Below are 21,087 nucleotides of genomic sequence, written 5' to 3'. Positions count from 1 at the left end.
ACTAAAATATTAGACATAACATCCTATTTTCCCTTTCATACCCATATGTCTTTTTTATTCGTCGAAAGACAAACTATACGCTCTTCCTTTTGTTGTTCCTGAATATGGGATATTCATTTGTCTGAGCAATTTATTCGCAACATTGGGGGAGGAAAGTTTTAAAAAGCTTCGCATCTGTTCATTTGTAATGCTTGACTGAAAAAGGAGAACATAATCATTTAAAGCACGGATATGGGCATCTTTTGAAGAGGTAAAACAATGGGAACAAATCCACTTCCCCCTCTTTCTTTCCATCGGAATCGCATCGCAAGCGGGGCATTGAACACCTGCTATAAGTTCAAATTCGGAGATTTGATATCGCTCCAGCATATCGGGGTTGTTCGGAATATCGTGTTTTAATAGAAGTCTACATAATTTTCTAATATCTTTTTTCGATAGTTTCTCTTCTTGATGAATTTCTTTCATCTGATGGATTGTTTTGAAAAGGCTTGAATTGCGAATGACAGGCGGCAATAAACGACTGTCCCTGGATGTTGTTTTAATGATGGCTTGTGGATTTGAAATGACAACGAGGGGTTCAATCGGTATGGAAGAAAAACGGTTATTTTCCAGCCACTTCTTAAGCTGAAACCGTTGATGTTCGACCTGCTGGACCGGATCTGGGAATACTTCCTCTTTTTCACCATTTGTACGTAGAAGTTGATGAAAGATTTGATCAAATTGGAGCGTTCCTGAGAGATTCTTAACTTCCAGGATGAGAAGAAAAGACGATGAGATGATGAATGTATCGAGTTGGAAGTAGTAGTTTCCTCCCGAAAGCCGAAGGTCATGGAGAATAAAGTATTCGTCAGCCGGGAGGAAGCTTAAATAGTAATCTAAAGACTGTTCTCCCTTATAACCCGCTAAACTTTTTGCGAGATCGACTTCAATTTCGCTTCGTTTTGGATGGTGCTTTGGCAATCTTCGTAATAAAGCTTCTAACTTTTTAATTTTTATGGGGATTTTTCTTTGTTTCACAATCAAAGCGTCTCACTCCTTCTTATTTTTCGATCTATTTCGACATAAACTCGTGAATTCCTGCTGATTACGTTTTTAAGATTCATATTAATTCCGCCAAATTCAAATAAAATTCCGCCGATATTGAACATAATTCCGCCGACTTGAGAAAGAATTCCGCCAAATCCGGTTTCCTCCACTTCCTCCACAGAAAAAGCTGCCGGGGTCTTCCCGACAGCTTTCAATCTTACTCGTATAACTTATATTTGTTCGCTAATGCTTCTACACGTGGAATCGCTTCTTTAATTTTTGCTTCGTCTTCAACGTTTTTCAAGACAAATGCGATGATGGAGGCAATTTCATCCATGTCTTCAAGCCCGAAGCCGCGAGTCGTTACCGCAGCCGTACCAATACGAATGCCGCTTGTGACAAATGGGCTTTGCGTTTCGAATGGAATCGTATTTTTGTTCACTGTAATGCCGATGTCATCAAGCGCTTTTTCCGCTACTTTACCTGTTGTGCCAAGCGTGCTCACGTCGATTAACACGAGGTGATTATCTGTGCCGCCGGATACAAGCGTAATTCCTTCTTTTTTCAACGAATCTGCTAAACGTTTCGCATTGTCAACGATCCGCTTCGCATAATCTTTGAAGTCATCCGTTAACGCTTCACCGAAGGCAACAGCTTTAGCGGCAATGACATGCATGAGCGGTCCGCCCTGGATGCCAGGGAAAATGGATTTGTCAATTTTCTTCGCGAATTCTTCTTTACATAAAATCATGCCGCCGCGTGGTCCGCGAAGCGTTTTATGCGTTGTTGTTGTGACAAAATCCGCATATGGAACCGGGTTTTCATGAAGCCCTGCTGCAACTAGCCCTGCAATGTGAGCCATATCGACCATTAAGTAAGCGCCGACTTCATCCGCAATTTCACGGAACTTTTTAAAGTCAATCGCGCGAGGATATGCACTTGCGCCGGCAACGATCAGCTTCGGCTTATGCTCTTTTGCCTTTTGGCGGACATCATCGTAATCGATGCGGTGTGTTTCTTTGTCTACGCCATATTCGACAAAATTGTACAACGTCCCAGAAAAGTTAACCGGGCTGCCGTGTGTCAAATGTCCCCCGTGGGAAAGGTTCATTCCAAGCACTGTATCGCCAGGTTCAAGAATCGTAAAATAAACTCCCATGTTAGCCTGTGCCCCCGAATGAGGCTGTACGTTTGCGTGTTCTGCACCGAAAATTTCTTTAGCGCGATCACGGGCTAAATTTTCTACAACATCCACATATTCACATCCACCGTAATAGCGGCGGCCAGGATATCCTTCAGCATACTTATTTGTAAGCACAGATCCTTGAGCTTCCATAACCGCTTCACTTACAAAGTTTTCTGAAGCGATAAGCTCAATTTTGCTGCGCTGGCGGCCTAATTCATCTTGAATGGCGGCAAACACTTCTTTGTCTTGTACAGCTAGCTTTTCCACGTTTTGCTTCCTCCCTAGTTACACAATTTTTCTTAACGTCATGTTCAAAAAGGAGGACAAAAAGAGCCGAGAAGATCGAGGCGGCGAAGCTTTGAGCAGCGGAACGTATGCTTTTTAATACGTGAGCAGCGCAAAAGCAAGCCAACGATGAGATTCGACAGCTATTTTTCCCGGACTTTTTGAACAACCTCTACTCGTATTTTAACATACACAATGTTATGAATGATAGCACCCTTCTTTTCAAAAGTGGTAAGGAATATATTGGAACAACTAGATGGCATGAAGACGCTTCTGCTCAATAAACAAGGTCAATATGCCCACTGTTCAATGAGTTCAGAAAATTACTTTTTTTCGGAAGTGAAAACATGATAGAATAGAAAGCGGTGACAAGATTAACGAAAGGTGAAAACTACTATGAAAAAAATTGCATGTATGATGCTCGGTTTATCGATGGCATTAAGTCTTGCCGCTTGCAGTGAGACAAAATCCGCCGAGCCGAAAGAACATAAAAAAGAAAAGCAGGAAACAGCAGCGGCCCTGCAAAAAGAACAAGCTGAAAGCATCAAACTATTAAAGAAAGAAGCCGTTGATGTAAATAAAGGACTCATCAGCGAGCCTGAAAAACATAAGGGTACGACGGTAAAAGCGAGCGGGGAAATTTCAGGAGATGTCAAAGCCCTTACGAAAGGCATGGGTGGCTCCTTTAATCTTATTGTAAAACTAGGAAATAAAAACGAGACGTTTAAAGTATTAAACTATACAATGAACAACGGTTTAAAAAATGGAGATAAAGTAACCGTTTATGGAAGTTTTAGAGGAAAAGAGGCCAATTCCGGAAAACTATTGATCCAGGCGACGTTAATTGAAGAAAGCTAGGAACCAACTTGGTTCACGAGTTGGTTCGGAAGCAAGAGGCAAGAAGCCCACTTCCGCCTATGATTGATCCGATATATAAAAAGAGGGCAACCTGCATGGTTGTCCTCTTTCATTTTAAAAACAGCGAATGTCTTCTTTGTTCGGATAGACGGCGCGTTCTCCGCCGATGAGCTTCGGCCTCGTTCTCGCTAACGTAATGTGGGCTTCGCCAATCGATTTCACCCGGCTGCGCACGGGAACGGCAACATGGCGCAAATGCATGCCAATTAATGTGTCGCCAATGTCAATTCCTGCATCGGCCTTAATGAACTCCACGATGACAGGGTTTTTTAAGTGATGGTAAGCGAAAGTCGCAAGTGCGCCGCCTGCTGAGCGGGCAGGAATGACACGAACCATTTCATAGTTTCTCTTATCAGCCACTTCACGTTCGACGACCAGCGCTCGATTCAAGTGTTCACAACATTGAAAAGCAAGAGCTACACCTGTTTCTTCCTGAAAAATTTGAATTCCTTCAAACAACGCTTGAGCCGTCTCCATTGTTCCCGACGTTCCGATTTTCTCTCCAATAACCTCGCTCGTGCTTGCACCGATCACGAGCAACTGATCCGGTCCAAGGTGAGCTTCCTTTTGTAGATCGGATAAGGCTTGAAGGACCTGCTCTTTAATTTTGTCCAGCTGGCCACTCATTTTTAAATTCGTCCCCTTTTTAACTTTAAGTTAAACTGATTGATTTTCATATTGCGTAATTTTATCTACACGGCGTCCGTGGCGTCCGCCTTCATATTCCGTCGTCAGCCATACTTTTGCAATTTCGAGTGCGAGTCCGGGACCAATGACCCTTTCTCCCATCGCCAGGACGTTCGAGTCATTATGCTGACGTGTTGCTTTTGCACTGAAAAGATCATGCACTAATGCACAGCGTACACCTTTCACTTTATTCGCCGCGATGCTCATTCCGATCCCAGTTCCGCAAATGAGTATACCGCGATCGACCTCGCCCTTTGCTACTTTTTCCGCAACCGGAACCGCATAATCCGGATAATCGACTGAAGTCCCGCATTCACAGCCGATATCTACCACTTCAATTCCTAATTCCTTCATCATTTGGACAATTTCTTGACGTAGCTGAACACCTGCGTGATCAGAGCCAATTGCGACTTTCATTTTATACGTCCTCCCAGTAGTAAGTCTACGTTCTACTAGCTTACATTGTAATTCGATTTGCTTATAGATTCAACTTTCATTTTAAATAATTTAAAGCGTTCGTTTTATCATCTCTTGAATAAGCTCTTCCAATTCCTCACACGTTTTTTTATAAACATTTAACGTTCCGCCGTACGGATCTGACACATCAAAAGACGAAATTTCATTTTCTTCTGTCTGTTCGGGAGATGCCCATTTATAGACATACTCTTTTAACGTAAATGTTTTTTCGATGGCTTTCGGAAACTGGTTAAAAATCGTACGTTTATGATTTTCGGTCATCGTCAATATGAGATCAGCCCATTGGATCAAATCGTCCGTCAGCATAGCGGAAGAATGATCGAGCTCGACTCCTTTTTCAGAAAGTGCGGTAACGGCGTGAGCACTTGGCGCCTGCCCGTTCACAGCAAAGATTCCCGCCGACTTTACTTCAAATTCATCTTTCCCTATATGTTCAAGTAGCGCTTTAGCCATCGGGCTTCTACACGTATTCCCTGTACAAACGAACAAAACTTTTTTCACTGCCGTTCACCTCTAAGATCGTTTTATTTACCATTATAAAAAAGATTGGCCCAGCTCGCCAACCTTCCTACTGCCCCTTCTAGAAAAATAGTTTGAATTTCAGTACTCGAACATTCGTTATTTTAAGAACACCTCGTTAGATCTTGGAAATGAGGAAAAACGGTCACGAATCGTTACATCATTTAAAATGATTTCGTCTCGGACAATAAGTGCTCTTATTTAGACAATAAGTCATCCGGTTTAGACAATAACATCTTACTTTTGGACAAATAAGTGTACAAAATACTAAATTTATTGTCCGACACAGGCCATTGATTGTCCGATGGAATCGATTTATTGTCGGAAATCAACTGTTTATTGTCCAAATGCCATGAAAATAGCACCACACTAGAGAAGTTTGATCCTATTTTTTGCTTCTATTTTTTTATTTTTTTACAGGCGAAAATGGATTCTTGAAAATAAGAACTTTCTTAACTGAAAGGGCACTACTTTGCCTATATTGGCAAGAGGAGTTTAATCCCGAAAGCAAACAAAATAAAACCTCCTAGAGCCTCGCTATATGTTCCGAGCCACTCTTGCATTTTTCTCCCGACAAGCAGACCTGACCATGTTAAAATCATGCTCATCAAACCAAACATCATAATGGTGACAAATGTCCGCGCACCAAAAATGCCGAGACTTAAACCGACGGAAAAACTATCGAGACTGGCACTCATCGCGAAAACAAATAATCCTACGCCAACCGGTTGAACAAAAGGCTGCCCTCCTGATTGAAAAGAGGAGCGAATCATCTGGATCCCGAGCAGAAGCAGCAAGAAGCCGCCGATCATTGCTGCTATTCCGCCAAAATGTTCCGAGATTTGCCTTCCTAACGTTAATCCGACAAGCGGCATCGCCATATGGAAAATACCAATCGTTATTCCTATTTTTAAAATTTGACGAAGGCGGAGTTCTAGCATCCCCATCCCCAGTCCTATGGAAAAGGCATCCATTCCAAGAGCAAATGACATAAAAAAAAGTGTTAACCATTCCCCGATTGTACTGATATTCATGCGGTCCCCCCTCCTCCATTACTTCAATCTATGCATGTCCAGAGGGGAATAGAATGAGGATATGTCTAAACAAAGTTTCCGAATATTCCCAACTTTGCGTTAATTTAAAAAATAGAAGGTAATTCATGACTTTTGACGTATTTTTATTATAACAAGATACGGGTCAAAAGGAGGACGCTTAGAATGAAGAACACCGAAACAACTTATGTGACCAGCAACGGTCCTCAAACGTGCCTAATGGAAGCGACGACAAAACAAGCTAGTCTGTTTTTTAAGTTGAAAAAAATAGGCGAAACGTTTATTTGTACCGAAGCAGATGGAGAATTATTTAAACAATTTGGCTGTGGCCCTGAACATATGAAAGGAAAGAAACTGGAAGAAATAGTACCAGAACATTTGCTTGAGTTTAAAATCGAAAGTTATAACAAAGTTTGGAACGGCGAAAGTTTATCTTATGAAGGAAGCTATGCAGGCATTCCATATTTAACAGCCCTTAGCCCTATACGGCAGGACGGGAAGGTAATTGAAATTATCGGGTTTTGCCTGGACATAACGGAAAAAAAGCAGAAAGAGAAAGAACTTATTGCGACAAAAGAATATTTGGAAGCGCTTTTTACGAATTCAGCTGACGCCATTACCATTACAAATTTTGAAGACAACTCCGTCCGTGTCAATGAAGCCACTGAAAAAGTTCCTTTTAATAAAAAACTAAAATTTTTGAAAAACCAAAACCCAAAAAAACAGTATTTTTCACTTAGGAAGTGGGGGATAGCATCGTGTTTACAATGCATTTCGCTTACCAAAGTGGGGATGTATTTTTTAGGAAAAAGCATTTTTGAAAATTTCTTGGACTTTTTCAGCGGCCTCCGTGTCAATCCCGCGTTTGAAAAAATCTATGGATGGAAACAGGAAGATTTGTCGAATCGCAAAAGCCCGATCATGCCCATTGTTCCCGAGTGGGACCTGGAAGACGCCCTTCGGTTAACAACCCTTGTTGCTCAAGGAGTCCAAATTAAAAATTATGAAGCCGTGCGAATCCATAAAAATGGTACACCCATCAATTCAAGCTTAACTTTATCCCCGATTTTTAATGAGGAAGGCCAGATTACCGCTTTCTCCGTCATTTCGCGGGACATTACCAAAAGTAAACAGAGAGAAGAAGCATTAAAAGAAAGTGAAGAAAAATACCGGATTATCGCTGAAAATACAACAGATTTAATTTGTGTCATCGATGTCTACGGCAAAATTAACTACGCCTCTCCATCGATCAAAACGATTCTAGGGTATGAGGCAAACGAGCAAATTGGAAAACAATCCTTCGACTTTTTCCATCCTGATGATATCGACCAATTGACATCATTACTTGGAAATCTAATGCATACAAAAAAACCCGTTAAATTAGAAGTGAGATGCAAGCATGCAGACGGCAAATGGGTATTTCTTGAAGCGAGCGTTACCCCCGTTGTCGGAGAGGATTGTCGAATTAACAGCATTGTAGTCGTCGCACGCGATATCACGGATCGCAAAAAGACGGAAGAAATGTTAAGAAAGTCGGATAAATTATCCGTTTTAGGCCAGCTTGCAGCCGGAGTCGCACACGAAATTCGAAATCCATTAACTTCAATCAAAGGATTCCTGCAGCTACTTCAGTCGACGGCAACTGAAAACAGGGACTATTTTGAAATCATGTTATCAGAAATTGATCGGATTAACGGCATTGTCAGTGAATTTATGCTGCTTTCAAAGCCCCAGGTCTTGAATTTTACGTTAACCAATATAAGTACACTAATTGAGCATGTCATTTCATTAATAAAAACTCAGGCCATTTTAATGAATGTGCAAATCTATTATCATTACCAGAGTGATTTGCCATCCATTCTTTGTGTCGAAGACCAGATGAAGCAAGTATTTATCAACCTTTTGAAAAATGCCATTGAAGCGATGCCTGACGGCGGAAACGTATATATTAACGTGAAACAAGCCGATAACGAATTGGTCATCTCGTTTAAGGATGAAGGTTGCGGCATTCCTCCGAACCGGCTAAAAACACTCGGAGAACCATTTTACACAACGAAAGAAAAAGGAACCGGCTTAGGACTGATGATTTGTTTTAAGATCATCGAAAACCATGGAGGGAAAATCCACATTTCTAGTGAAATTGGAAAAGGAAGCATCTTTTCCATACATCTTCCGATTAAAGGGCAGAGTTCCTGAGGTTATGTTCAACGACGAAGAACCACCTCCAACATTCAAGCGGAGGTGGTTCGACTTTCATTCAATTACTGGTTTTAAAGTATGGCGGTTTAGCGCCTTTCTTTCGGGTCAACAATCGAACGACCGTCTGGAGAAGAGAGGCCGTCCGGCGTCTTCCCGGTGATACCCATTCGTTCCCGTATCTCTCTTAGTTCGGCCACCCGGCTCGTAGATAGCTGTCTTTCGGCCCCTAGCTGTTTGACATAAAACGAAATCGTTGCTGTAAACTCCAGGCTTTCCATAAGAAAATAAGCAGCCATCAAATCTTTCGCCCATGTGAGAGCGCCGTGGCTCTCCAGCAATAATCCGTTATGATCCTTGACATACTTTGCCACTGAGTCAGGAATCTCTTCCGTACCCGGTGTTCCGTATTCGGCAATTGGAATCGTCCCAAGAGTAACGACTGCCTCTGGCAATATTGCTTTATCGAGCGGTATGCCGGCAATCGCAAATGCAGTAGCATGCGGCGGATGCGCGTGAACGACAGCCTGAACGTCCGGCCGTTCCTTATAGACGCGAAGGTGCATTTTCAACTCGGAAGACGGTCTCAACTGGCCATCGATCACTTCTCCATCCAGATTGACCGTTACCATCATCTCAGGTGTCATCATCCCTTTACTGACGCCGGTCGGAGTCGTGATCACTCGATCTTCGGCCACTTTAACGGAAATATTCCCATCATTCGCCGCAACGAAGCCTTTGTCATAAATGAGCTTCCCGACACGGCAAATTTCTTCTTTTACATCATGATGATTCATTCCATCCAACCCATTTCTAAGCAAGCGTAAAAAGCTTTTTCAAATTCTCTTTGTAGTCTGGTTTTACTATCCCTTTTTCCGTAATAAAAGCGGTAATGTATTCATTCGGCGTGACATCGAACGCTGGATTCATCACCTTCACGCCATACGGTGCGGTTCGCCGGCCGAATCCTTCCGTTACTTCTTCAGCAAGCCGCTCTTCAATTTCGATCTCGTCTCCGCACGCCGTTCCTGGATCGATCGTTGATAGAGGAGCAGCAACGTAAAACGGAATGTTGTGCTCTCTTGCAAGAACAGCCACCCCGTACGTTCCAATTTTATTGGCCGTATCCCCATTTGCCGCGACGCGGTCACAGCCAACAATCACCGCATCAATGAATCCTTTTTTCATCACATATGCGGCCATATTATCCGTAATCAGCGTTACATCAATGCCGGCTTGCTGCAGCTCCCATGCAGTAAGTCTCGCCCCTTGCAATAGCGGGCGCGTTTCATCCGCATATACCTTCAGCTTCATGCCTGCCTCATGCGCCAAATAGATCGGCGACAGAGCGGTGCCGTAACGTGCCGTAGCAATGCCGCCCGCGTTGCAATGGGTTAAAATGCCCATTCCTTCTTTCAAAAGTGGGAGCCCGTGTTCGCCAATCGCGCGGCATACTTCCTCGTCCTCTTCATGAATACGGATGGCTTCCGTTAATATCAGCTCTTTCAATTGTGCCGGCGATTCGTTTCGATTGTTTTGCACGAGTTTGTCCAGGCGGTTTAACACCCAGAAAAGATTGACCGCCGTTGGCCGGGAGGAAGCAAGATATTCCTTTTTCTCCTGAAACTTGTTGTAAAATGCTGCGAAGCTTTCTTCCGGTGCCTCTTTCACCCCGAGATAAAGCCCATATCCGGCTGCCACACCAATGGCAGGCGCGCCGCGAACCTTTAGCTTTTTGATCGCGTCCCAAACTTCTTCAATTGTACCGACTTCAAGGAATCTCGTCTCAAGCGGCAATACCGTCTGATCGAGCAAATATAAATGATCATCCTTCCACTCAATGGAGCGAATTTCTTTTACTGTTGTCATCCTTCGATGTCTCCTTTACCTTTCGCGAACACTTTCACCGCTGTTTGATTCGCAACGAATTCTACTAAATTACGAATGCTACCGATCTCTTTTCGTTTCATAATCAATTTCTCGCCCAATTGAAGAGAGGCCCTTTCCGCCAGCGCGCGCCGTGTGGGATCTTGAATGCTTTCCTGGTCAGCCACATGGGCCAGCCCGATGGTCCGGCGGATTAATTCAAGCCCCGCTACCCCGATCGTATCCTCGAAAACTTCTTTCATATAACGATCCTGGTAATCTTTTAATAGCCGCTCATTAAAGAACCCGTCCTCTTTCTCATGATACCAGTAGTTTCGAAACTCATGTTCAAACGTTTCCCATATATCAACAACCGACTGAGCGAGATAGTCGCGCGTTGCCTTTTTCTCTTCTTCCGTTCGGTCAAGGCCTTCCTGGGCATTGTAGTTTAAGAGGAAATTAGCGATCAATGCCCCGACATCATATCCCATCGGCCCGTAATAGGCAAACTCCGGATCGATTACTTTCGTCTTTTCTTTCGTGACGAAGATGCTCCCCGTATGAAGATCACCGTGCAGAAGCGCTTCTGCTTTCGTCATAAAAATCTTCTTCAGTTCGGCCACTTCAAGCTTTAATTCGTTGTTCCCCCATAACGCCTTTACATCCTCTTCCAGTTCAGGATTATAAGCATTCGTTTCAGCGTTATAAAACGGGTCTGTATACACGAGGTCTTCCGTAATTTTGCAAAGCTCTGGATTGGTAAACTTTTGCACATTTTTCTTCTTTTCAAACGGATCCATCGCAAGGTCTGACGTGTAAAAGAGGGTTTTGGCGAGAAAATGCCCGATTTGTTTTGGAAATTCCGGATATTGTTCATGCTGAATGAGCCCTTTACGCATAATCGTGTAATCCGATAAGTCTTCCATCACAATTAAGGCTAACTCTTGATTAAAATGGTAAACTTTCGGAACGAGGTCCGGACAAAGATCATATTCCGCCCTTAACGCTTCACATTCGATTCGGCTCCGGTCGATTGTCAGCGGCCATGACTCCCCGACGACTTTCGCATACGGAAGAGCCTGTTTACAAATGACACTTTTACCGCTTACCGCATCTTTCACATGGAAAACGTAGTTTAAGTTCCCATCGCCGATTTCTTTGCTCGTTAACTGTGCATCTTTGTCAAAGAAATCGACATTCTCTTGTAAATAGAAAATGACATCTTGCTCCGTTAATGTACGATAGCCCATTGTATCTCCTCCCACCTAATCGAAACGATTGCAGCATTTCTATCTTTGATCTTAGAATAGGGTGAAAGTTGTGTCAATGAGCAATATTCAGCCAGGCCGCTCCCTATAATACGCCGGAGAAAGGCCGGGCAAACGACTCTTTCGTTCATTCGATCAGCCCTCTTTTATAACATTCGACCGCCCGGATGCGATGGCACTCTTTCATTATACGGTGTGGCGAAGAAAGAGGCTTGCCGCCATCAGCAAACCTCTTTCTCGTCTTTTTTATGTTTAATTTTCCATGCAATGTGGTACTGTTAGACAATATACCACGTTTTGAATACAGCAAAGGCTAGTGCTCACAAACGATACTCATCGCACTTTGACATCTTCTCTATCAAAAAGGAGGAGAACGATATGGTTAATCTAGTTAGAGCGTTCAAGCTTCGTTCCGCTCTAAATAAGTTTATGAAATACCGGGATATCCGGATCTTCGGCATTCCCGGGCTGCAACAACAAATCAAAGGGGCGATCAAGCAGAACTTAATTAGCACATTTCATTATCGCCTCATTGTCTGGCAGCCGATCATGAAAAATTTATGTCTTGAAATGGAACAGTTGTACACTCCCGCTTCCTGTACGCTATTACTCTTTCACAAACAATCCGGGAAGTTTTACTTTGGCGCCTCCCCGTCCATCCCAACTTCCTGTGCCATTCAATTGAATGGCCTTTCGGTGCCATCCATTTTAACCTCTTTGCGCAAGCAGGAACATCTGGCATCTGCCACAAGTAACTCGATACAGAAAAAGTTAACAGGCCATCCAGAATGCCAGCCTTGCCATTCATTATGGTCCGTGCCATTTTATCATATCCAAACCAATGATTTAGTCGGGCTATTCGTCTTTCATTGGCCTGAGCAAGTCAAATTAACACCGAAAGAAAAACAAACATTAAACAATCGGATTCGACTGTTAAACATGGAACTTTACGATATGGAAAAATCGGTTTCATGAACGGCCTTTTCACTTGAGGGAGCTGTTTCTATTTTTTAAAACCAATATTTTTTAAAGCTTCCTTTAATGAACTTTTGATCGAGATGCCGTGGAAGTCAAGTCCTAATTGAACTGCCGTCTGGGCAATTTCCGGCCGGATTCCGGAGAGGGTGACTTGTACTCCTAGAAGTTTTAACGTATCGATAATTTGAAAAATTTGATGGGCAACCATCGTATCAACGATAGCCACTCCGGATAAATCGATAAATAGATGGGATAGACGGAGATGTAGCGCCTGATCCATCGTCGATTCTAAAATCCATTTTGCCCGCCCTGTATCAATTTCCCCGATAATCGGCAATACGCCAATCTCTTCTGCAATCGGGATAATCGGGGAACTTAGTTCATTAATCATTGCTTGTTGGGCATTCAGGCGGGTTCTCATAATCTCTTGATATTCCTGGATGAATTTCTCCGTAATTTTATCGAACGTTGTGTGGAAAACGTGAGACCATTCTAACGCTTCTCTCATTGATATCGTTAAAGACGTTTGCTCTATAAAAGTCAGGATTTGTCTCCAAAAAATATTGCGAAACAGCTGAAAGTTTTGAATGACATCGAGAATCGGAGTGTCGGTTCTTGCCCGATCAGCTGCAATTTCAAACGCCCAGTCCGTAGCATTTTTCAATGTATCTTCTTTCGTTTGTGTAAACGCTTCTGCTAACGTATGAATTAACCGAATGTTTTGTTCGATGAGCCTTTCCGTCACTTCTTCCGCTGCACTCAATGAATAATTGGAATTGATGTTCAGCTCTCTTGAATGTAGCCACTCGTTCGACATTTCCTCTGACTTTTCAAGTAAATAATCATAAAGTGCTTGATTGTTCCACACATTTATTCCCCCTATAATTTTGGAAGACTCTTACCTTTCATTATAGTAAAAATTAGTAAAAGAATAAACTTTTAAAAGGCTTGCCAGATAAGGCAAACCTATTTCGTGCTATCGATTGATGAATGGATAATCGCCTACAAGGACGGTGAGATGTGCCGGGAGAACGGAGATGCGTGAAGGAGTGCAGTAATTTCTTTCCCCATCACAATCTATCTCCTGCACAGGCGAAGCTTCGATTTCCAGCTTTTTCGCATGAAAATAAACGAGGCCGTCGTTTTCTCCATCCGGAAATTGGTTACGCACTTTCGATTGAAGCCATGTCCAGACATGTTGCAAAGAAGCCTCTTTAACAATTAAGACGTCGAATAACCCATCCTGGATATCGCTTTCGGGAAAGAAGGCCCGAAAGCCTCCTAAGAACGCTCCATTTCCAATGAGCAGCATGACGGCATCATCATCGTAAGAAACCGAATCGCTTTTTACCTTTAAATGAAAAGACTCGCTTTGGAACACGGTTTTCCCTGCACTTATGTAATAAGAGAGCTTTCCTAATCGCTGTTTATTGTCCGTCTCGATATTGGCTGAAACTTCCGAGATAAGCCCAATTCCCCAGAAATTTAAGAAATACTGTTTATCGCATTTCCCGACATCGACTTGCTCCGTTTTCTTCTCGAGAATTTGTTCCACGGCGATTAATGGATCTTGATTCATCCCAATCGTTCTGGAAAAGTCGTTGCACGTTCCACCGGGAATGATCGCAAATGCCGGCCTTTTTTTAAGCGGACATAGCGCATTTACTATTTCATAAATCGTTCCGTCTCCTCCAGCCCCAATCAGAAGATCAACTTCTTCCGCCAGTAACGAAACGATTTTCGCCCCATCCCCTTTTTCCTTCGTTTCATGAATAACAACCTGATCAAAACCTTCAAGCAGCCGTTCTTTTATGACATCGATGGAGTTAGCCAACTTGCGGTTTCCAGCTGTTGGATTAAGGATAATCGCCGCTTTCTTCATTCTAGCTCTCCTCTCCTATTGATCGACCTTATTCCTCATGTTTTGGTCTAATAGTTACCCGCGCCTCGTTAGTGACGATCTTTGCATCCGAATACATATTGGAACGGAGCCGAATAAATTGATAAAGATGTGTAACAATCACTTTTAAGATGGCATACCCTGGAACCGCTAAAATAATGCCGATGATGCCAAAAAGGTTTCCTGCCGTTAAGATCACGAAAATAACGGTAATTGGATGAATATGTAACGTTTTCCCCATAATTTGCGGAGAAATTAGTTTTCCTTCAAGCAATTGGACGATGACCCATACAATCGCTAATTTTAAAAGCATAAAAGGCGAGCTAATAAACGCGATAATGATGGCCGGTGAAATGGCGATAATCGGTCCTAAATACGGGACAACGTTTGTCACCATCGCGATAATCGCCAGGAGCAGGGCATAGTCTAACCCGATAATTAAATAGCCGATAAAAAGCAAAATGCCAATACATAAAGCGACAAATACTTGTCCACGAATGTAAGAACTTAACGCATGGTTCATATCGCTTAAAATTTGTTTCGCTTCCGGACGCGTTTGGTTCGGCAAAAACTTCACAATGTATGCCGGCAATTTCTTCCCATCCTTCAATAAATAAAAGAGGATAAATGGCAATACGGCTATGGATAATACAATTTCAGTGACAGTGCCGACAAATGTGAGCACGCCTTGCGAAAAACCGGCCACAAATTTACTCAAGTAGCCTGACACATTTTTTGATATTTTTTCGATATCTGTATTGATAGATTGCATGCCTTTTTCAACGTATTTATTATGAGAGACTTTTCTTACCGTCTCTTGAATATCATGGCTGAATTGAGGAATATTATCGATCAAACTTTGAATTTGGGCCGTTAATGGCGGTATCACGGATGAGATAATGACCGCTATGGCGCCAATTATGACGATGTATAAGATCAAAATCGAGATCATTCTTTTAACCCCGATTTTCTCTAAAAAATCGATTAACGGATTAAATAAATAAAAGCAAATACCGGCTAAAATAATCGGCAAAAAAATCGTCTTTACAAAAATCGCAAACGGGATTAACACAAATCCAATTTTCGATAAGGCAAAGATCGTTATGCTTACGATGCATACAATGATCGTATAAACTACAAATTTGCTGTTTAAAATCTTTTCTTTAAAAACTGTTCCTTTAGGATTCTTATGTTCCAAAGTCCCCACTCCTTGTCGTAAAAATCAAGTTCGCGCCCCTCTGATTCGTTTATTTTCGCCATTGATTTTATCAACTCTTATCTTACACTGAAATACACATTTATTCATAAAATTTCCTCACGATCAATGACACTTTATTTTCTAAGTCCCTCCATTATCATACCCATGAATAAGGATATTTCTCAACGTCTGGCCTCATAATGATGAACAAAAACGACCTGTCGTTTACGCAAACGGCAGGTCATGCAATTCGTTATGGTTTTTTAATTATAAATTGATCTTCAAGCAACGTCCAATTTTGCGGAAACGGCTCTCCAAGAACCCAATACGCCGTGCCAAGCAAATGGTATTGCTTTACAAGATTGAACTTCGCCTGGGCGCTCTGTTCATTTTCAAACCAGACTACATGTTTTTTATTATTCTTGTCCGTATAATAAAAGTAAGGAGCCTGTGAAGTGTTGTCAAACTGTACTTTGGCGCGTTCCTTTATCGCCATATCCATCGCTTCTTGTGGGGCGATTCTTTTAGCAAAAGGGCCTCCTTTTTGGTAAGGCAAGGTCCAATCATAGCCATAAAGCGGGGCTCCTATGATTATTTTCTCACGCGGGATAACGGATACCGCATAATCAATCACCTTGCGTACTTGCGGAATAGGCGCCACCGCCATCGGAGGGCCGCCTGACCAGCCCCATTCATATGTCATAAGGACAACGAAATCAGCCAGTTCCCCATGCCTTTTATAGTCGTGGGCACCGTGCCACGGCCCTGTTTGTTCAGCGCTTGTTTTCGGAGCCAATGCGGTTGAGACCTTGAATCCCGCTTTATGAACCTCAGGTATGATCGTTTCAAGAAAACCGTTGTACAACTGGCGGTCTTTTGGCCGGATATGTTCAAAGTCGATGTTTAACGCCTTGTACCCTTTTGCCTTCATCGTTTTAATTACATTTTGAATCAATTGGTTGGAAGCTTTTTTGTCTGTAAAAATGGCATGGGCGATAGCCGGGGAAAAGTTTCCCTCAGAAAAGTTGGTAACGACCATCATCGGGGTTGCACCGGACTTCCGTGTAGCAGAAAGCGCCATCTTATCGTTAAGCGGGATAAAACTTCCGTCTGGCTTTACCCGATAGCTGAAAAACGCTACATACGAAAGATGTTTTCCTACGCTAGCGACATCCGAAACGGCTTTTTTGGCATCTGTCGGTTCCAAAAATCCGATGGTATCGATCGGGCTTTTTCCGTGCCTCGTTTCTGATGGTGTTATTTCTTTCGGTTTTTTTAAATTGGTTTGGATTTGCTGGACGCGGGGATGAGGATTTGTTTTTTCTTTCATGTTGGAAGAAGCCCCACGCTTTTGCTCATTTCCTCCGCACCCAACAAGAGCTAAAGTAAGGGCAAGAATGACTGGCAATAACTTTTGCATGTAAAACACTCCTTATGTTTCTTCCTATTTTCCCAACTTCTCTTGCGAATTATTCGGAAGCTCTGGAGCGGAACGCCATTCGATCAGTCTTTTTTCGACGGCCTTTTGGAGAGAAACATTTACATTCCGTTCACCTATTTATCATTTGTGCATTTTACGAAACTCCGGCCATAAAATTCTTCTTAAAGGAATTTTCCAAAAGAACTTTTATAATACTAGTAAAAACATCCATTCCAAGGAGGACATTCTTTTGGCTAGCGTTAAAGTAGGAGATCTCATTGAAGTTATCGCAGGGGAAGAACATATCGGAAAAACAGGGAAAGTTGTAACCATCGCGGATGGACAAGTTGAAGCGATAGAAATTGGAACTGGCAAGTCGTTTACCGTTGAAGAAATCAATTGCAGCCCTGCAGATTCTGAATAAGTTCTGTGAAAAAAAGGCTAAAAACCACTAAGGTTTTTAGCCTTTTAACTTACGTTAACCGCTTGATGGCCTTTTTTAATGGCGGCAAATCGACTTTTCTTTCCTGGAAGAATTTTTTCAAGACATGTTTGCTGTAGCCCGCCGCCTGCCCGTACGTAATTTTCCCGGGAAGAGGCGGTTCATCTTCAATAACGACATCGACGATAACCGGCTTTTCGGCTAGCGCCGCCTTTTTTAACGCCGGCAACAATTCCTCATAACGTTCAACCCGGTAGCCTTCCCCTCCACAAACTTCAGCAAACTTCGCGAAATGAAAAGGGGCTAGATCGACTTCATATTCTAAATGGCCGGCAACCTGCTGCTCATATTTAATCATTCCAAGCTTTTCGTTATTTAAGATGACAACAATCATCGGCAGTTTATATCTTACTGCCGTTACGAAATCGTGCATGACCATCGAAAATCCCCCATCGCCGCAAACGGCAACCGCCTGCCGCTCAGGATAGGCTAGTTTCGCGGCAATTGCTCCCGGCAATCCACAGCCCATTGTTGCCAGCCAGCTTGATATGATCATTTTTTGTTCCGTTATGCGGAAATGGCGGGCCACCCAAACCGTCACATTGCCGACATCAACAGAGAGGACGGCATCTTTTTCGACAATTGATTGCAAGTGGTGAATCACCTGTTGAGGCTTGATCGGAGTCGATTGTTCTACTTCATCTTTATGAATATGCTCCCGCCAATTTTCCATCGCTTCCTGGCAGGCTTCCAAAAAGACGCGATCTTCCTTTCTCGCCAAATGTTCATTTAACCATTGAAGCGTCGCCTTCGAATCCCCGACTAAACCGACGTCGACCGGGTATCGTTTCGCAATTTGTGTCGGATCACAATCAATTTGAATGCCTGGCGCATCTTCCGGCAAATAATCGCGATATGGAAAGGAAGTGCCAATCATAATAAGCAAGTCGGTTTCTTCCATCGCCTCATATGCAGGCTTTGTTCCAATTTGCCCTAAATTACCGAGGTTATAAGGATGATCGCACGGAATCACTCCTTTTCCCGGGAGGCTGACAACGATTGGCGCTGCAATTTTTTCCGCAAATTGTTCTAATTCTTCACGAGCATGTCCAGCACCTTTGCCCGCTAAAATGACTGGTCTTTCCGCCTTGTTAATAAGCATTATCGCCTGTTCTAAATCATCCTGTTTAGGAAAGAGGTCCGATTTTGCCCGAATCGCCGATTTACGTGTCCATTTTCCTTTTACCCTTTTCGTTGGAATGTCATCAGGAATGGTTAAGACGGCGACACCTTTCTCCGCGTAAGCTGTCCGGATCGCTTGATTAACCAGGTCTGGCAATTGTTCCTCATTCGTAATTTGCTTGTTATAGACGGCCACATCATCGAACATTTTCTCAAGATTCAGTTCCTGGAAATCATCCGTTCCTAGATGTTCAGAGTTTACCTGACCGCTTAATACAAGTACCGGCGCCCCGTCCGCTTTTGCGTCATATAACCCGTTTAATAGGTGAACCGCACCTGGCCCCGCAATCGACAAGCAGACTCCGATCTTTCCAGTTAACTTCGCATAAGAGGCCGCAGCCAGCGCGCCCACTTCCTCATGGCGGACTTGAATAAACTTAATTTTATCTTCCACTTTGCGCAATTCTTCGATCACATGATTAATGGAATCCCCTGGAACACCGTAAATATGGTCAACCTCCCATTCCAATAGCAAATCGATTAACACTTCACCTGCCCGTTTGTTAAACATTCAATCCCTCCTCATCATTTATGTACCGTGGTATCTCCATTCCCGTTCTACACACCCATCCAAACATCAACTTTTTTAAAATAATTGTTTACATCATTTTTCAAAACTCTCACTTTCTAAGCAAAAGCCTACACAATACGTCAACCTGTCTTTAGAAATCATGACGGTTGCCGTTGAATTTTCAACGATTTTGTAAAAAAGTTTTTAACACAAAAATGTTTGTTTCAAAAGCAATGCGGCAATGTAAACAAGTAAGAAGACGTCGAACATAAAAGGAAGGGAGGACGGTTCAAAATGATGTATAAAGCGAAAGACTGGCTCCGCTTGACTCCCCGTGAACGGTATCTCCTATTAGTAGCGGTTGCCGCACTCCAAAAAAAGCAGCGTATTCGCTAATCTCCTTATGAAAATGGTGTGGAGCAATCGGCCGATCTTACGTTTATCAGTCAATTCTTCCGCGTTATCGATCATTCTGGGATTCTTATCTATCAATTGCGCGGTGTTATCGCTCAATTTTTCGTTTATCAGTCAATTCCTCCGCATTATCGATCATTCTGGGATTCTTATCTATCAATTGCGCGGTGTTATCGCTCAATTTTTCGTTTATCAGTCAATTCCTCCGCATTATCGATCATTCTGGGATTTTTATCAATCAATTGCGCAGTGTTATCGCTCAATTTTACGTTTTTTCAACTGAGCAGCGCATGCTAAAAAAATCCCCTTTTATAGGGGATTTTTTTAATTTTCTTTTATTACTTTTCCGCCGGCTGACTTCTCGAGCCGGTTCATGATCGCTACTCCGACTCCTTTTTTTGGAAAAACTTCTCCATAGATGATGTCGACATCAGTTTCATTAAACGCTCTTAGCGCGTCATACAAAGAATGGGCAACACTTTTTAAATCAGAACGATACCCGCATGGAATAATGACGTCGGCGTGATAAGCATCTTTTCGTTCCCCGGTTGTTAGTATTCCAACCTTTTTACCACAGGCTTTATCTTTATCCACAAGATTTTGCAAAAATTCCGGATCGCTATCCACAAGAACAAACGGCGCATTTGGAGCATAATGGGTATACTTCATACCCGGTGACTTCGGGGCTTCTTTATGATCATGAAGAGCAGGGTCAAACTGAACGTTGCCAACGACCGCCTCAAGCTCCTCCTTCGTCACCCCCCCTGGCCGAAGAATAGTTATCACGTCAGTCGTACAATCGACAACCGTTGATTCCACGCCTACGCCTGTCGGACCGCCATCTATAATTCCGGGAATGCGCCCTTTTAAATCGCTATACACATGCCCGGCGGTTGTCGGCGACGGTTTTCCGGACAAATTCGCACTCGGGGCGGCAATGGGCAGCCCGCTCTTTTGGATCAACGCCAGAGCGATTGCGTGGCTCGGCATTCGTACACCTACTGACAAAAGACCGGCAGTAACCTTACTTGCAACATGTTCCCCTTTTGGCAGGATGAGCGTTAATGGCCCCGGCCAGAAAGCTTCCATCAGCTTTTTCGCCTGTTCGGGTACATGTGAAACAAGGCCATTTAACTGCGTTTCATCAGCAATATGGACAATTAACGGGTTATCGCCCGGCCTTCCCTTTGCGGCAAAAATTCGCTCGACTGCCTCATTTGAGAAAGCATTGCCACCCAATCCGTATACCGTCTCCGTCGGAAAGGCGACGACTTCATTCTTTTTTATCCACAAAGAGGCTTCTTCAATTTGTGGACAATTCATTATTTTTCCGTCGATTTTATCCACAGTCCAGATTTTCGTATCATGTATTTCCATTCATAAAATTCCCTTCCAACCTTGCAAGAGCTAAACCTTATACATATCAACAGTTTTATCCACATCGTAGTGTATAATGTGGATAACATTCAAAATTTCCGTATTTTGTCTGATGCACGTAACCG

Annotated in this window: 20 protein-coding genes; 4 read left to right on the top strand and 16 right to left on the bottom strand. The window is 43.0% G+C overall.

Going from position 1 to position 21,087, the window contains the following annotated elements:
• Positions 1 to 54 precede the first annotated feature (54 nt).
• From WD019_RS10530 to glyA, 3 genes are read right to left on the bottom strand one after another with little or no spacing between them, the layout of a single operon-like run.
• Entirely contained in the window at positions 55 to 1,017 is a 963-nt protein-coding gene (locus tag WD019_RS10530) for a nuclease-related domain-containing protein (RefSeq protein ID WP_425711476.1), read from the bottom strand.
• 2 nt (positions 1,018 to 1,019) lie between these two features.
• Complete coding sequence (locus WD019_RS10525) at positions 1,020 to 1,196, bottom strand: hypothetical protein (protein WP_425711457.1); 177 nt, start codon at positions 1,194 to 1,196, stop codon at positions 1,020 to 1,022.
• 47 nt (positions 1,197 to 1,243) lie between these two features.
• On the bottom strand, positions 1,244 to 2,479 hold the full coding sequence (glyA, locus tag WD019_RS10520) for a serine hydroxymethyltransferase (protein WP_026677282.1): 1,236 nt from the start codon (positions 2,477 to 2,479) through the stop codon (positions 1,244 to 1,246).
• Positions 2,480 to 2,893: 414 nt separating this feature from the next.
• Between glyA and WD019_RS10515 the strand changes: the two genes are divergently transcribed.
• Positions 2,894 to 3,355: a hypothetical protein gene (locus WD019_RS10515; RefSeq protein ID WP_425711456.1), complete on the top strand. Its 462-nt coding sequence runs from the start codon at positions 2,894 to 2,896 to the stop codon at positions 3,353 to 3,355.
• Positions 3,356 to 3,469: 114 nt separating this feature from the next.
• Here the strand turns inward: WD019_RS10515 and WD019_RS10510 are convergent, their stop codons facing one another.
• From WD019_RS10510 to WD019_RS10495, 4 genes are all read right to left on the bottom strand, one after another.
• Positions 3,470 to 4,042 carry a TIGR01440 family protein gene (locus WD019_RS10510; RefSeq protein ID WP_026677280.1) on the bottom strand — a complete coding sequence of 191 codons (573 nt, stop codon included), beginning with the start codon at positions 4,040 to 4,042 and terminating at the stop codon, positions 3,470 to 3,472.
• Between the two features lie 30 nt (positions 4,043 to 4,072).
• The gene (gene rpiB, locus WD019_RS10505) at positions 4,073 to 4,519 is read right to left on the bottom strand and encodes a ribose 5-phosphate isomerase B (RefSeq protein WP_425711455.1); all 447 of its coding nucleotides are present in this window, start codon (positions 4,517 to 4,519) and stop codon (positions 4,073 to 4,075) included.
• A gap of 90 nt (positions 4,520 to 4,609) precedes the next feature.
• Positions 4,610 to 5,080, bottom strand: a complete 471-nt coding sequence (locus tag WD019_RS10500) for a low molecular weight protein arginine phosphatase (protein ID WP_425711454.1) — start codon at positions 5,078 to 5,080, stop codon at positions 4,610 to 4,612.
• A 494-nt stretch (positions 5,081 to 5,574) separates the two neighbouring features.
• On the bottom strand, positions 5,575 to 6,132 hold the full coding sequence (locus WD019_RS10495) for a manganese efflux pump MntP family protein (protein ID WP_026677277.1): 558 nt from the start codon (positions 6,130 to 6,132) through the stop codon (positions 5,575 to 5,577).
• A gap of 183 nt (positions 6,133 to 6,315) precedes the next feature.
• Here WD019_RS10495 and WD019_RS10490 point away from each other — a divergent pair, with 183 nt between their 5' ends.
• Positions 6,316 to 8,346 (top strand): PAS domain S-box protein, encoded by a 2,031-nt coding sequence (locus WD019_RS10490; RefSeq protein ID WP_425711453.1) that lies wholly within the window; start codon positions 6,316 to 6,318, stop codon positions 8,344 to 8,346.
• Between the two features lie 89 nt (positions 8,347 to 8,435).
• Here WD019_RS10490 and WD019_RS10485 read toward each other — a convergent pair whose 3' ends face one another.
• Genes WD019_RS10485 through mtnK form a run of 3 tightly spaced genes read right to left on the bottom strand, consistent with a single transcriptional unit; the run spans position 8,436 to position 11,462 of the window.
• The gene (locus tag WD019_RS10485) at positions 8,436 to 9,143 is read right to left on the bottom strand and encodes a class II aldolase/adducin family protein (protein WP_425711452.1); all 708 of its coding nucleotides are present in this window, start codon (positions 9,141 to 9,143) and stop codon (positions 8,436 to 8,438) included.
• Positions 9,144 to 9,159: 16 nt separating this feature from the next.
• Positions 9,160 to 10,215: an S-methyl-5-thioribose-1-phosphate isomerase gene (mtnA, locus tag WD019_RS10480; protein ID WP_425711451.1), complete on the bottom strand. Its 1,056-nt coding sequence runs from the start codon at positions 10,213 to 10,215 to the stop codon at positions 9,160 to 9,162.
• A complete protein-coding gene (gene mtnK, locus WD019_RS10475; RefSeq protein ID WP_425711450.1) occupies positions 10,212 to 11,462 on the bottom strand; it encodes an S-methyl-5-thioribose kinase in 1,251 nt (416 codons plus the stop codon). The genes mtnA and mtnK overlap by 4 nt, the downstream gene beginning before the upstream one ends.
• Before the next feature lie 396 nt (positions 11,463 to 11,858).
• Between mtnK and WD019_RS10470 the strand changes: the two genes are divergently transcribed.
• Positions 11,859 to 12,455 carry a hypothetical protein gene (locus WD019_RS10470; protein WP_026677275.1) on the top strand — a complete coding sequence of 199 codons (597 nt, stop codon included), beginning with the start codon at positions 11,859 to 11,861 and terminating at the stop codon, positions 12,453 to 12,455.
• 28 nt (positions 12,456 to 12,483) lie between these two features.
• On the opposite strand, the gene WD019_RS10465 is transcribed toward WD019_RS10470, so the two are convergent.
• From WD019_RS10465 to WD019_RS10450, 4 genes are all read right to left on the bottom strand, one after another.
• On the bottom strand, positions 12,484 to 13,326 hold the full coding sequence (locus WD019_RS10465; protein ID WP_425711449.1) for an STAS domain-containing protein: 843 nt from the start codon (positions 13,324 to 13,326) through the stop codon (positions 12,484 to 12,486).
• A 108-nt stretch (positions 13,327 to 13,434) separates the two neighbouring features.
• A complete protein-coding gene (locus WD019_RS10460; RefSeq protein WP_425711448.1) occupies positions 13,435 to 14,340 on the bottom strand; it encodes a diacylglycerol/lipid kinase family protein in 906 nt (301 codons plus the stop codon).
• Positions 14,341 to 14,368: 28 nt separating this feature from the next.
• Positions 14,369 to 15,556, bottom strand: a complete 1,188-nt coding sequence (locus tag WD019_RS10455) for an AI-2E family transporter (protein WP_425711447.1) — start codon at positions 15,554 to 15,556, stop codon at positions 14,369 to 14,371.
• A gap of 253 nt (positions 15,557 to 15,809) precedes the next feature.
• Entirely contained in the window at positions 15,810 to 16,976 is a 1,167-nt protein-coding gene (locus tag WD019_RS10450) for a glycosyl hydrolase family 18 protein (protein ID WP_425711446.1), read from the bottom strand.
• Positions 16,977 to 17,226: 250 nt separating this feature from the next.
• Here WD019_RS10450 and WD019_RS10445 point away from each other — a divergent pair, with 250 nt between their 5' ends.
• Positions 17,227 to 17,400, top strand: a complete 174-nt coding sequence (locus WD019_RS10445; RefSeq protein ID WP_425711445.1) for a hypothetical protein — start codon at positions 17,227 to 17,229, stop codon at positions 17,398 to 17,400.
• 49 nt (positions 17,401 to 17,449) lie between these two features.
• Here the strand turns inward: WD019_RS10445 and WD019_RS10440 are convergent, their stop codons facing one another.
• Both WD019_RS10440 and WD019_RS10435 read right to left on the bottom strand, forming a co-directional pair.
• Complete coding sequence (locus WD019_RS10440; RefSeq protein ID WP_425711444.1) at positions 17,450 to 19,171, bottom strand: pyruvate oxidase; 1,722 nt, start codon at positions 19,169 to 19,171, stop codon at positions 17,450 to 17,452.
• Between the two features lie 738 nt (positions 19,172 to 19,909).
• Positions 19,910 to 20,962, bottom strand: coding sequence for an L-threonylcarbamoyladenylate synthase (locus tag WD019_RS10435; protein WP_425711443.1), 1,053 nt, complete (start codon positions 20,960 to 20,962; stop codon positions 19,910 to 19,912).
• Between the last annotated feature and the right edge of the window lie 125 nt (positions 20,963 to 21,087).

Origin of the sequence: Fictibacillus sp. Mic-4 (assembly GCF_049843615.1) — a bacterium.
Classification (GTDB): domain Bacteria; phylum Bacillota; class Bacilli; order Bacillales; family Fictibacillaceae; genus Fictibacillus_A; species Fictibacillus_A gelatini.
This window is presented reverse-complemented; position numbering and strand designations above follow the sequence as displayed.